A 14,191-nucleotide genomic window follows, 5' to 3' on the forward strand; every position below is an offset into this window, starting at 1 on the left:
TACCTAAAACACCTATAATCTATAATATTAAACTAATAAGGTTATTGATTATGATTATTAACTTATTTTTTCAAACAATGCATTTCCTCTTCTGCTCTATCCCAAGTTACAAGATAGCTCTGTCCCTTAGAACAAAAAATTGAAGTGGATGAATATATCTGATCTGCATTTTTATTATATCCAATTCTCTCTATTACTTCCTTCTCATTATGACAAGGATAGTATCCTGCAAAAACGAGACTTATAGTTCCTCTTCCCCCTGTAAAGGATACAAGTTCTGTACTATAATTCATAAATGTTGATACTGGTGCTTTCCCAGTTATTACTGTTTTATTCCCTATTGTCTTTGGTGGGATAAAATCACCATGCGCTCTCTGAATATCTGATAACACTTTTCCCATATGATCAATATCAACTTTTATCTTGAATTCATAATATGGTTCCAATAATATATTTTCTGCTCTTTCAAGTCCTTGTCTTAATGCTCTGTAGGTAGCTTCTCTAAAATCTCCTCCACTGGTATGTTTATTATGTGCTCTACCAGTCATTAAGGTTATCTTCAAATCTGTCACTGCTGATCCTGTCAATAATCCATGATGTTCTCTCTCAAAAATATGATGACGTATTAAGTTCATATGCCCTGTTGAGAGATAATCTGAATGACATCTATTTTCAAAGATAATTCCTGAATTTCTCTCTCCTGGCTCAATGTTTAGGTGGACCTCTGCATAATGTCCTAGTGGTTCAAAGTGTCCATAACCATCAACTCTTGAAGCAATACTTTCCTTATATACTATCTCAGGTGGACCGAACTCCACCTTAAAACCAAACCTTTCTTTCACCAGTTGTTCCAATACTTCAAGCTGGATTGTACCCATCACATGAATATGTATCTCATGTACACTCTCTTCCCACTTCACATTTAATGCAGGGTCCTCTGCATCCAATATTTTAAAGGATCTAAATACCTCTTTTATATTCAGTGAATCATCAAATATAACTTTTGATTTCAATGTAGGAACCATATCATAGACAGCCTTTTCTTCTAGTGTTCCAACTCCATCTCCAGTTTCCACTTCTGATATTCCCATAACTCCAAATATCTCACCAGCTTTAACTTCTTCAACAGTTCTACTCTTAGTTCCATTGTATACCCTAATCTGGGTAACCTTTTCACTTATTCTATTCTCATTATCCCCATAGCATATCTCATCTCTTACCTTGAGTTTACCACCCATTGCTTTTAAGTAAGTTATCCTTACTCCATTTTCATCATGACGAATCTTATAAACTCTTCCTGAGAATTCTCCCTCTTCCTTATAATCCGTATATGTAAGAACATCTATCTTTTCAAAAAAACTCATAACACCTTCATCCTGAAGTGCAGAACCACAAGCGCATGGATATATTTCATTGTTCTTTATAAGTTTTCTAAATGCATCAAGCCATATTTTTTTATCATAATTTCCTTCCAAATAACTCTCTAGAAGTTCCTCATCTCTCTCTGCAATAAACTCTATAAGCTCCTCTTCAAACTCTTCCCCAGTAAAATTATCAGTTATATCACATACATCATCTGTTAGGTTTTCCCTTATATCCTTCAATACTCCTTCAACATCTGCCCCAACTCTATCAATCTTATTTATAAAGAAAAAGGTTGGTACCTTATGCTTTTTAAGAAGCTGCCAAACAGTCTCAGTATGTCCTTCCACCCCTTCAACAGCACTGATGATAATTATTGCGTAATCCATAATCTGAATAGCTCTCTCCATCTCAGCTGAAAAATCCACATGTCCAGGGGTATCTAATAAATAGTAAGTTGAATCATTATATTCTATTGTTGCCTGACCCGAGAATATGGTAATTCCTCTTTCCTTCTCCATATCATGACTGTCAAGAAAGGCATTCTTATGATCAACTCTGCCTCTTTCTCTTATTGTTTTTGTATGATAAAGTAGCTGCTCAGAAAAAGTTGTCTTCCCAGCATCTACATGTGCTAATATTCCTATTGTTTTTTTCATAAAATCATTCCTCAATTTATTTGATATTTATATTATATCAAATTATCTAAATTGACAATGTAATATAATTACAGACTCAAGTCACCCTTTAGGATAACTTGAGTCTGTTCACAAAGTCACAAAATATTGTTTTTACTCTATTTTATGTCGTTCACACATTCAAAAAATAAATTAGTCTTTTTTCAATGAGAATCTAAGTGTCACAGGATTATGGTCTGAATTATCAAATCCAAGGTCACTAGTTTTAACTTCTATAACTTCAATATTATCTGATACCAAAAATCCATCTATGATAGCAATATAATTCTCACCCTTAACATAAGGTTTATCATCATCACGTGTAGTTGGAGTTTTTACATCTACAGCCCATACGTAGTTTTGGAATTCCACATCAATTTTCTTAACCCAACCTGGACGTTCTTCACCTGGGTTCATCTTATCTGCATCTGTTCCTGGAAGTTCCTGATTCCAATCCCCACCTACTACAACATAATTTCCTTTTTCATATTCATTCTTAAGATAATCCACTAAAAAATTCATCTGTTGCTCACGTATAAATCCACCTTTATCATAAGCAGACATATGAGTATTAATAATTACTAACTCCTTATTATCACTTACTTTATGACGCGTCTCAATAAAGCAACGATCTAAAAGAGCAAGCTGCCTCGGCCACTTCTCCTCACCAGGAAATTGGTACCGTATAGAAGAATCAATCTTATATTTAGACAAGGTAACTAGTCCACTATTCACGTTCCCCATTGGTTTAGTTATAGGTACTGGAACCCATGGTACATCATAATTAACTGCATATGTATCACTATAATCAGAAAAACTCTCACTGAACTTTTCCTGTTCATTTATATGATACGTTCTGGTAGAATCTAAATCCACCTCTTGTAGTAAAATAAAATCATTTTCAGTCTCTTGTAAAAGTGAAGTTATTGATGCAATATTGGAAAGAACCTTTTCCTTACTACTTGCCCTTGAACCGGTTCCTCCATCCATAAAAAAATCTACTTCTTTATCAAGACCGCAATAACCAATATTGAATATTGTAGCTTTAAATTCATTTGAGTCTATATCCTGATTAGATTTCTGATTAACTTCTAAAGTAATCTTTGAGTCTGGCTTATAATCAGTCACTGTCATGAATAGAAAATATCCCGCCACTAAAATGGCAATTGCTAATACTACTATTAACAAGTATTTAATTTTCTTCACTATACCACCCCTAAAAATAAAATTTTAAAAATAAAGTATTATTCCATGAACCACATCTTTATATCACTTTACATCATTTGTTTGGTTGTTATCATTATCCATTTGTTTTATTATATCAATATTTTAACAAAAATGTAATTAATTAAAATTTTAACAAACAAAAGCCACCTACTGGTGACTTTAATATATTATATTTTGATTTTATCAATTCTCTATATATCCGAAAACTCAATGTTAATTTTTTCTTTTATATAATCCTCTTTTTCCATTATTGTATTTAAACTTTCACTTGTAGATATATTCGCAACAGGAAACCTTATGATAAATTCACTTCCCTTTCCGTATTCACTACTTAGAGATATTGTTGCCCCTTGCATCTCTACTAAAGATTTAACTATAGATAACCCTATCCCACTGCCCTCATGAGTTCTTGTAAATGATTTATCTACCTGTCTAAATCTATCAAAAATCAAGTCAATATTCTCTTCTTTTATACCTATCCCTGTATCCTTTATTACAATCTTCACATTATCAACTTCATCAAAAATATGAACAAATATACCTCCACCTTTAGGTGTGAATTTTACAGCATTTGATAACAAATTAAGTATAATTCTATCCATACTATCTAAATTGCAACTTACTATTTTTTCCTCAACCTCAGTGTCAAATTCTATGTTTAATCCCTTATTCTCCACATAATCTACAACTGATGATGTAATATCTTCAACTACAGATACAATATTATGTTTTTCCATGTGTATATCAAAATATCCTGCATCTATTTTAGTAATATCTAATAAATTATTTACTAATCTCAATAATCTATAACCATTTTGTTTTAATGTTTTGTATCTATTAGCTTGATTCTGCACATGTGATTCAGATGAGTTTTCAAGAAGCTGTATTGTACCTAAAATTATTGTTAATGGAGTTCTTAATTCATGAGATAAATTAGAAAAAAATTCATCTTTAAGCTTATCATGTTCAATTTTTTCTATTAATTTTTTTTCTTCTTCATCAATTTTTTTCTCCAACTCCAATATACGCTTTTTCTCAGTAATATTTTTACATAAAACTAGCACTGATACACTATCTTTTATTTTTATTGGTGTACAGAACAGCTCTAGTCTAACCTCTTCCCCGTTTTCCTTGAAAAACATTTCTTCTACTAAAGGTTCAAATTCTCTTTGTTCTCTTGCTGCTTCCATTCTCTCTTTACCTATAACTTCTGTATTTAATTTCACAAAATCATCTACAGGTTTTCCAACTATCTCAGATGGATTTTTAAAACCAAAAAGTTCTACTGCTTTGCTATCTGCATATATAAAATTAAGTTTCTTATGTACGAAAACTGCATTAGGCGCAGCCTCAATAATTGCTTCGAGCATCTCAAGCTTGTCCTCTATTTCCTTAATATAACTTCTTTCTTTTACAATTGTTAATAGCGATAATATATTTGAAACTAATAATAAAATAACTATCCCTATAACAACAGTATCATTTAGATTAATTCTACATAGGTATAAAATCAATCCTACTAATATAGCCAAACAATTAATTATGTTAAATACAATAAGCTGCCTTTGGCCTATCTTATGTAATTTCATTAAAAAAAGCCCTCCTAAAGAGTTTAAATATGGTGAAACCCATATACAGTTTACCACATTTCAGACTCTTTAGTACTTATAAGTGAATTTTCTTTTACTAACTCATGAAATGCTATATATCCGAAAATTCGATATTAATTTTTTCTTTTATATAATCCTCTTTTTCCATTATTGTATTTAAACTTCCACCGGTAGATACATCTTCCACAGGAAGCTCTATGATAAATTCACTTCCCTTACCGTATTCACTACTTAAAGATATTGTTCCTCCTTGCATCTCTACTAAAGATTTAACTATAGATAACCCAATCCCACTGCCCTCATGAGTTCTTGAAAATGATTTATCTACCTGTCTAAATCTATCAAAAATCAAGTCAATATTTTCTTCTTTTATACCTATCCCAGTATCCTTTATTACAATTTTCACATTATCAACTTCATCAAAGATATAAACAAATATACTTCCACCTTTAGGTGTAAATTTCACAGCATTTGATAATAAATTAAGTATAATTCTGTCTATACTGTCTAAATGGCAACTAACTATTTTCTCCTCAACCTCAGTATCAAATTCTATGTATAAACCCTTATTTTCTATATACTCTACCACTGATGATGTGATATCTTCAACTACAGATACTATATTATATTCATCCATATTCAAATCAAAATATCCTGCATCTATTTTAGTAATATCTAATAAATTATTTACTAATCTCAATAATCTATAACCATTTTGTTTTAATATTTTGTACCTGTTAGCTTGTCTATGTACTTGTGATTCAGATGAGTTTTCTAGAAGCTGTATTGTTCCCAAAATTATTGTTAAAGGGGTTCTTAACTCATGAGATAAATTAGAAAAGAATTCATCTTTAAGCTTATCATATTCAATTTTTTCTCTTAATTTTTTTTCTTCTTCATCAATTTTTTTCTCCAACTCCAATATACGCTTTTTCTCGGTAATGTTTTTACATATAACTAGAACCATTACACTATCTTTTATTTTTATTGGTGTTGAAAACATCTCTAATTGGACTACTTCCCCATTTTTCATAATAATCATTTCTTCTACTAAAGGCTCAAACTCTCTTTGTTCTCTTGCTGCTTCCATTCTGTCTTCACCTATAATTTCTGTATTTAATTTCACAAAATCATCTACAGGTTTTCCAACTATTTCAGATGGATTTTTTAAACCCAAAAGTTCTGCGGCTTTACTATCTGAATATATATAATTAAGTTTCTTATGTACAAAAACTGCATTAGGCGCTGCCTCGATAATTGCTTCAAGCATTTCAAGCCTGTCCATTGTTTTATTAATCTTACTTTTTGATTTTACAATTGTTAATAGTGCTAATATATTTGAAAATAATAATGAGATAACTATAACAATAACAATAGTATTATTTAGATTAATCTTATAAAGGTAAAATATTAACCCTACTAATATAACCAAACAATTAATCAAGCTAGATACAATAAACTGTATTTGGCCTATCTTATGTAATTTCATTAAAAAGCCCTCCTGAAGAGTTTAGAATATGGTGGAATATATCCATTTTACCATATTAAATACTATTTAGTAATTACAAGTAAATATATATATAAATGATGTATTTGCAGTGTAATGATGGATAATATATAATTAATATTATATAGATAAAAAGTTATATTTTAAGATAACTTTTCTCAAATAGTTAATATCAATTCAATGGGGGGTGGTTAGACTTGATACAGTCAGCTACTGAACAAGGCTCTGAGCAAAGACTGCATTAGACAGATATAACTGGTTTTGTCCAGGGCCGAATTTATTAGATTAATTTAATATAAAATGTTTTATGTAGTCTTTGCTTCATTATTTACAGATTATAAAGTAGATAGGAGCAATGATTATGAAATATGAAAAAGCACAAAATATATTACCACAAGATGTGATTGAATTAATTCAACAATACACTGATGGTGGTTACTTATATATACCTACAAAAGGTGAAAATAAGAAAGCTTGGGGAGAAAATAGTGGTGCCAAAGATAGTTTAAAGGCAAGAAATAGAGAGATTTTTAATAGATACAATGAAGGAATATCTATTAAAGAACTTAACAAGCAGTACTATCTTACTGAGCATAGTATTAGAAGAATAATTAGACAAGAAAAAGCAATTGCATAAATATAAATCGGTATTTGATATTCTAAATCTAGAAGATCAAATACCGATTTTTTCTTATCTATAAGCGTAGGCAACTTTATTACAGAACCATCTATGTCCTTGAGATGTTAACAACATCAATGTTATCATTTTTTTAAATAGTATAGATATGCAAACTCGAATTTAAAATAAGATTACATATCTATATAAATCAATAATTTATAGGGAGAGTTTTATGGAAAAACATAAAAGTATAAAAATTGAAAAGTTCTTAGATGGGGATAAAATATATTTAAGACGATTAGATATAAGTGATATTGAAATTTATGCTGACTCAGGAGTAAATATGGATTTAGAATCTAGAATATTTACAGGTACTGTAGGCGTATTCACAAAATCACAATCTGAAAAGTATATTAATTCAATAATGTCAGACAGCAGTAGAATTGACTTTCTAATAATTTCAAAAGAAGACAATAGTATAGTTGGTGAAGTTGTTTTAAATGATATTAATAGAAATTCAAGAAATTCAAATATAAGGATAGCTATATTTGAAGGTGAAAATTTTGGGAAAGGTTATGGAACTGAGGCAATGATTTTAGCTTTAGATTATGGATTTGGAATGTTCAATTTACACAGAATAGATCTTACAGTTTATGATTTCAATGAAAGAGGAATTCACGTTTATGAGAAGATAGGATTTAAAAGAGAAGGTGTGTTAAGAGATTACCTTTATTTTAACCATAATTATTACGATGCTATAGTAATGAGTATTTTAGAAGATGAGTTTAGAGAATCACACTTATAATTTAAGTATTTACCTTTTATAAGATGAATTTTTAAAGAAATCCTTGCAAAAAAAATTGGTGTTGTAAAGAAACTATTGAAGAAAATATTAAATTATTGAGGAGGATTTTTATGGAAAAGTCACTAATAAAAAGTTTAAAAATTATAGAATTAGAGGATAAATTAAAATTAGGAAATACAGATGCTTTAGAGAATTTTTGGACAAATATCCAAGAGAAAGGATCTCCAATAATAGAAGACATACCTAAAGATTCAGAACACAATCTAGTAACCTTTATTTACAAAGAGGATGAAAAAGTAGAAAATGTTTTATTAATACCTGAAATGGAAGATTGCAAATTCTTAAATTATAGAATGGAAAGATTGTTAGATACAAATTTATGGTATATAAGCTGCAAGATTAGAAATGATATACGTTTACAATACAGTTTTTCCATAAATGATCCACTTGATGATAATTGGGATAAAAGATTTGAGCAAATAATACATGATAAGCTTAATAAGACCTTTTTATTAATTGAAGATGATGAGGAAGATGAAAACGAGATATTATCATATGTTGTAATGCCAAATGCAGAAGAACACGTTTGGGTGAAGGAAATTGCTAATATTCCTAAAGGTGATATAAATAAATACAATTATAAAAGTGAAAAATTAGAGGAAGAACTGGAGTTAAGTATTTACACTCCACATGGTTATGCTGAATCAAACAAACCATATAAGTTTTTAGTTTTAACAGATGGTTGGGTATATATTAATGTTCTTTCTGCAAAATCAGTGTTAGATAACTTAATAGCAGATAAAAAAATCCCACCTATTGTTGTGCTATTTGTTGATTGCACTGATTCAAGAGATGAAGACTTAAGCTGTAATGACGCTTTTACAGATATTATTGTTGGTGGACTTTTGCCTTGGTTTAGAGGAAATTATAATATATCATCTGAAGCTAAAGATGGAGTAATTGGTGGACTTAGTTTAGGTGGCCTTACCGCTTCGTATGTAGGATTAAAACATTCAGAAACTTTCGGTAATGTACTTTCTCAATCAGGATCGTATTGGTATAAACCCCATGAATGCGAAGAACCTAAAAGTGCTTGTTGGATTAGTGGTGAATTTAAAAAGACAGAAAAGTTACCACTTAAATTTTACTTAAGCGTAGGGGTACTTGAAGAAAAAGAGGATATGATCGGTGTGAATAAAATATTAAGAGATGTGTTGCGATTAAAGGGGTATGAAGTTGAATATGAAGAATTTAAAGGTGGACATGATTACTTATGCTGGGGAGAAAATTTAGCTAATGGTTTAATTTCATTGATTGGAATTAAATAGCGCCTTAATTGCATAAATACAAATCGGTATTTGATATTCTAAATCTAGAAGATCAAATACCGATTTTTTCTTATCTATTGTATTGTAATTAGATAATCTAGATTATTATCCCTTTACAAAAAAAAATGACTAAAAAGAAGGTAAATTACATAAATTTGTAGAAATAATTATATTGGTAAATTAAACCTATGATAAAGTACTGGAAGGAAGATTCTATTATGAAAAAAACTATGTTTAGCCAGAAAAATATTGGTGTGAAAATTGCCATATCAATATTATTACCTACATTAATATTGTCATTAATAATTGTAGGTTTTAGTTTGAAAATTACTTATGATTCCTCAGAAAACCGCACATCACTTACATTGAATGGATTGATTAATTCATTATCAAGTGAATATAACAGACAATTTAGTAATGCAGAAACAACAGTAACAAATCTTGAATCTATAGTAGAATCAACGATAGATTCTACTAAATTACAAACTGATCCATACTATTTCAACAAGTATAAAGATGATTTATCCAAATCTTTTAAAACCATATTAGCAAAATCACCACAGAACATAACAGAAGTTTTTATATTCTTTAATCCAGATATGATGGATACTGCTAATAGTTCCGGTTTATTAGAAACACCTGCAACCAATGAAGTATGGTATATAAAAAACAAAGACAATGAAATTTATACCATACCACCCATAGAATTAGCCAATTTCAAAGACAAAAGTCGCCCAGATATGACTTGGTATTTTAAGGCAATAGATGAAAAACGAATAGTCTGGGGAGATCCATTTTATTTTGAAGAATCTGCTAATACTTTAATCACAGTAACAAAACCTGTATTTAAGAATGGTGTATTAATTGGTGTCGTAGGCATAGATTTTGAATTTGATCAGATTGAGAAAGAGTTATTGGATACAAAAATCTTTGAAACAGGTTATCCATTTTTATTAAATAGTAATTTAGATTATCTAGTACATCCAACTTTTGAAAATAAAGAAAATCTAGAAGAAGTACAAGATGGAACTTTTAAACCTTTAGCAGATAGCATAAAATCACAAAACTTAGATATAGTAAAAATTACAGATAAAAACTCTGTTAAACAAGATTTAAACTACATGCACTTAGTAAATGGATGGATATTAGCTGAAAGTGTACCTAATAATGAAGTAATAGGTGATGTATGGTCACTCAGTAGATTTTTAATTATTTTAACAACAATAGGTATAATTATAATTTGTATTTTAGCATATCTGTTATCAAAATCAATATCCAATCCTATTCGCGAAGTAACTGATATACTAAACAAAACTGCTGAGCTCGATATCACATATAATAAAAACTATAACAAACTTTTAGAATATAAAGATGAGACTGGAATCATGGGAAGAGCTGTTCTTAATTTAAGAAAAACATTAAGAACGGTAGTAGAAGCTGCAAGAGAAAATTCACAAGAGATCTCTACATATTCAGAAGAGTTTTCTATAACAACCAAAGAAATGGCAGAATCTATAAATACAATATCAGAAACAATAGACGAACTCTCTATAGGCGCTCAAGAACAGGCAAACGGTTCTCAAAATAGTACAGAAAAGTTAATTGCACTTGCAAATAATATAAATGAAGCCAAAAGTGTCTCAGATTTGGTAAAAGATTATTCTAATAAAACTGATGAAATAAATCAAGAAGTCATCAAATCTATGGATAAGTTAATTACTAAATTTAATATAACAAATGCATTGGGAGATAAATTATTAACTAATGTAAATATATTAACAGAAAGATCTAATTCCATAGGAGAAATAACAAATACTATAAATGATATTGCAAATTCCACTAATATGCTTGCTTTAAATGCATCTATAGAAGCAGCAAGAGCAGGTGAATCTGGGAAAGGCTTCGCAGTAGTAGCAAATGAAATAAAAAATCTCTCTGAGCAAACAACTAATTCCACGAAAGAAATAGAAATGATCATAAGTGAAATGCAAAATGAGATAGAAAATACTAAAGCAAATACATATGATTCAGGTAAAGCATTAAAAGAATCTACTGAAGCTATGAATGACTCTCAGAAAGCTTTTGAATTTATTGAAAAAGCAGTTAAAGACATACTACTTGAGATTGATAATCTTACTGTTAATATTAAAAATATAGATGAAAATAAAAATGTTGTATTAAACTCAATGGAAGAAATATCTGCTATATCACAAGAGTCAGCTTCTTCATCAATAGAAATTGCTTCATCTATAGAAGAAGAATTAGCTTCCACAGAAATAGTATATAAAAAATCTCAAGAACTTAAAACTATTGCAAATAAACTTGGAGAAATAGTTGAGAAATTTAAAATCTAATTTTATTTTTTAATAGTTAAAAACTCCTAAGAATTAAAATTCTTAGGAGTTTTTATCATTTCATGAATTTCTTTTGTTGATAATAGAAACTGTTTCGGTTGCATTAAAACCTACATTTATAACTTTTTAACAAATTCAGTTTTTAATTTCATAGCTCCAAAACCATCAATTTTACAATCTATATCGTGATCACCATCAACTAAACGTATATTTTTCACTTTTGTACCTTTTTTTAAGGCTGATGAACATCCTTTTACTTTAAGGTCTTTGATTACTGTTACAGAATCACCATCGTTTAAAACATTTCCATTTGCATCTTTAAAAATCTTTTTATCTTCACTATTTTCGTTTTCTGATCCTAAAGTCCACTCATGAGCACATTCTGGGCAAACCAAAAGACTTCCATCTTCGTAAGTATATTCTGAATTACATTTTGGGCAATTTGGTAAATCAACCATAATTTCATTTCCTCCATTCGTTATTGTTAATTCTAATATATGAAAATATTTTTCAATTTCCTAAATAACAAAAAAAATGTGTAAGGAGTTCCTTACAGGCTTATATACTATCATAGTCTTGTTATATTGACAACCCTTCCGCCGAGCTTTCATTGTGGTTCCTGTTCCAAGTATATGTTCCATATTTTTTTAATATTTAGCAATGAATATTATAGTTGTTCTTTAAACCATGTTATTGCACTTTCCAGCATTCCAGTAGTTACTTTGTGATTCACCTTAAAATACTCTAAAAATTTTAATTTCTCTGGATATTTATTATATAGTTGCTTCATTTTATTAAAAAATAACATTTGAGTTTCAATAGGTACTGAAGTATCCTCGGTACCATGTAATATTAAAATAGCTCTCTCCTTTATTTTATCTGCGTTAGTCATAGGATCGTAGTATTCTATGAATTCTTTATTATTTAGGCTAGTTGGTAAATGATTTCTTTTAATGGCTTCTTGCCATGCAAAAGTTCCATTAATTCCAACAAGACATTTCACATGAGGATTTTCAACAAAAACTCCTCCAGCAGTATTAGCTCCCATTGAACTACCCATAACTCCAATCCTTGCGGGATCAGCTTCATGCTCCTTAACAATCTCCTCTATAAATTTTTGAGATTCCTTAACACTTTGAAGTATTATTTCCCATGAATATTTTTGTAAACTTTGTGGTTCGTCATGCTCTATAGCATTTCTTTCTCCGTGATATAACGCATCAGGTACAATTACTTGATATCCAAAACTAGCAATTACCATCGCCTGAAACCTTTTAAACTCTTTGCTGGAATGCCATCCATGATAATAGATTACTGTTGGTAATAAACCTTTATGATTCTTAGGTTTAAACTTTAAACTTGGGACTCCATTAATTTCTTCTCTTGTAGTTGTAATAAAACTATTTTCATACTGAAAAATTGACCATACCATAAATATTCCCCCTAAAAAATTTAATTTATATTTATTTAATTCAAATTTTTTAAACATAGTACTACATATGTTTAAGTATTATAAACATAATTCATCCCCTAAAAACTTAATAGTTTCTAATATTTTTCCCTTGTTTAGCTTATAGAAAACTTTATTATCTTGTTTAGTTATTTCAACCAAATTTAAAGAAAGCAGATTGTTCATGTGATACGAAACACTAGCATTTGAAATATTAAATTTGTTAGCTATCTCTTGTCCATATCTCTTATTGTCTAATATATATTTCATAATACCAAACCTCGTTTTATCAGAGAGGTTTTTAAAAACTTTTAGATGTTTTTCTGTGTAATCATTTTGATTAATTATTTCTTGTTGATAAAGTCCTACTACTAGGTAGCAATGTTCCATCTTGTTAGTCAATGTAAAGTAAATTGAATAACTATCGAAGTAAGAGTTAGTTATATATATTTTTTTATAGTCATTTAAACTAATAAAATTATTTGTATACGCTTTAATAAACTCAATCCCATTAGAATTAATATTTTTCATTATATTATTATTAACTTCATTAATTATCTTACTTTTCTTATGAAATATCTTGTTAAATATAGATATATAATCTTTAATTAAACTTATAAATTCATATTTATATTTTTCAATATTATCTATAAAGCAGTATAAATCCCATTTTAAATCCTTACTAATATCAAGTCCTTTGGTAAAGTCTAAAACCCCTTCTTTATTCTTTGCAATCTTTTCTATATGCTCATTATCATTTTTCAATTTATTATCTATTAATGTTTTTACTAACATTAATCTTAATGAATAATCACTCATATTTTCAATATAACTAACATATTCATCAACTGATTTGCTTTCCCATATTTTCTCAATATCAATAAAAGACTTGAAAATCTTTGATTCATTATTAAAAAAGAAATCCATTTGTTCTTTTTTTGTACTGTGTATTTCTTTTATATAGCAATATTCTTCTTTAAGCTCTTGTTTTAGGGTTATACCCAACTTTTCTAATTCACTCTCATGTATGTTTACGTTCCAACTATAGTAAAGACTTGTAAATAAACTATAAATTTCCCCTGCTCTTGGGTTAAAAATTATTTCCATCTTTTTCACCCTCCATATGGTAATCAAAAATCCACCAAACTATTTTTTATATCCTCATATTATTTAGCAAATCTTCTTTAAATATTTTATCATTTTTATTTAGATGAACTTTAAATATCATTTCAAAATTTCATCTAACACTATT

11 protein-coding genes are annotated in these 14,191 nt (G+C 29.0%); 4 read left to right on the forward strand and 7 right to left on the reverse strand.

The window, feature by feature from the left end; translation table 11 throughout:
* Positions 1 to 62: 62 nt before the first annotated feature.
* From KDK92_RS17825 to KDK92_RS17840, 4 genes are all read right to left on the reverse strand, one after another.
* Positions 63 to 2,021: a GTP-binding protein gene (locus KDK92_RS17825; RefSeq protein ID WP_250860742.1), complete on the reverse strand. Its 1,959-nt coding sequence runs from the start codon at positions 2,019 to 2,021 to the stop codon at positions 63 to 65.
* Between the two features lie 171 nt (positions 2,022 to 2,192).
* A complete protein-coding gene (locus KDK92_RS17830) occupies positions 2,193 to 3,245 on the reverse strand; it encodes an endonuclease/exonuclease/phosphatase family protein (RefSeq protein ID WP_250860743.1) in 1,053 nt (350 codons plus the stop codon).
* A gap of 212 nt (positions 3,246 to 3,457) precedes the next feature.
* A complete protein-coding gene (locus tag KDK92_RS17835; RefSeq protein WP_250860744.1) occupies positions 3,458 to 4,855 on the reverse strand; it encodes a sensor histidine kinase in 1,398 nt (465 codons plus the stop codon).
* Between the two features lie 112 nt (positions 4,856 to 4,967).
* The gene (locus tag KDK92_RS17840; protein WP_250860745.1) at positions 4,968 to 6,365 is read right to left on the reverse strand and encodes a PAS domain-containing sensor histidine kinase; all 1,398 of its coding nucleotides are present in this window, start codon (positions 6,363 to 6,365) and stop codon (positions 4,968 to 4,970) included.
* Between the two features lie 379 nt (positions 6,366 to 6,744).
* Between KDK92_RS17840 and KDK92_RS17845 the strand changes: the two genes are divergently transcribed.
* From KDK92_RS17845 to KDK92_RS17860, 4 genes are all read left to right on the forward strand, one after another.
* A complete protein-coding gene (locus KDK92_RS17845; RefSeq protein WP_250860746.1) occupies positions 6,745 to 7,020 on the forward strand; it encodes a CD3324 family protein in 276 nt (91 codons plus the stop codon).
* Positions 7,021 to 7,234: 214 nt separating this feature from the next.
* The gene (locus KDK92_RS17850) at positions 7,235 to 7,807 is read left to right on the forward strand and encodes a GNAT family N-acetyltransferase (RefSeq protein ID WP_250860747.1); all 573 of its coding nucleotides are present in this window, start codon (positions 7,235 to 7,237) and stop codon (positions 7,805 to 7,807) included.
* A 110-nt stretch (positions 7,808 to 7,917) separates the two neighbouring features.
* The gene (locus tag KDK92_RS17855) at positions 7,918 to 9,135 is read left to right on the forward strand and encodes an alpha/beta hydrolase-fold protein (RefSeq protein ID WP_250860748.1); all 1,218 of its coding nucleotides are present in this window, start codon (positions 7,918 to 7,920) and stop codon (positions 9,133 to 9,135) included.
* Between the two features lie 218 nt (positions 9,136 to 9,353).
* The gene (locus KDK92_RS17860) at positions 9,354 to 11,489 is read left to right on the forward strand and encodes a methyl-accepting chemotaxis protein (protein ID WP_250860749.1); all 2,136 of its coding nucleotides are present in this window, start codon (positions 9,354 to 9,356) and stop codon (positions 11,487 to 11,489) included.
* A 116-nt stretch (positions 11,490 to 11,605) separates the two neighbouring features.
* Here KDK92_RS17860 and KDK92_RS17865 read toward each other — a convergent pair whose 3' ends face one another.
* From KDK92_RS17865 to KDK92_RS17875, 3 genes are all read right to left on the reverse strand, one after another.
* On the reverse strand, positions 11,606 to 11,947 hold the full coding sequence (locus KDK92_RS17865) for a zinc ribbon domain-containing protein YjdM (RefSeq protein ID WP_250860750.1): 342 nt from the start codon (positions 11,945 to 11,947) through the stop codon (positions 11,606 to 11,608).
* 209 nt (positions 11,948 to 12,156) lie between these two features.
* Positions 12,157 to 12,921: a prolyl oligopeptidase family serine peptidase gene (locus KDK92_RS17870; protein ID WP_250860751.1), complete on the reverse strand. Its 765-nt coding sequence runs from the start codon at positions 12,919 to 12,921 to the stop codon at positions 12,157 to 12,159.
* A gap of 78 nt (positions 12,922 to 12,999) precedes the next feature.
* The gene (locus KDK92_RS17875; protein WP_250860752.1) at positions 13,000 to 14,046 is read right to left on the reverse strand and encodes an ArsR/SmtB family transcription factor; all 1,047 of its coding nucleotides are present in this window, start codon (positions 14,044 to 14,046) and stop codon (positions 13,000 to 13,002) included.
* Positions 14,047 to 14,191: the final 145 nt, after the last annotated feature.

Origin of the sequence: Oceanirhabdus seepicola (assembly GCF_023684385.1) — a bacterium.
In the GTDB taxonomy this organism is placed as follows: Bacteria; Bacillota; Clostridia; order Clostridiales; family Clostridiaceae; genus Oceanirhabdus; species Oceanirhabdus seepicola.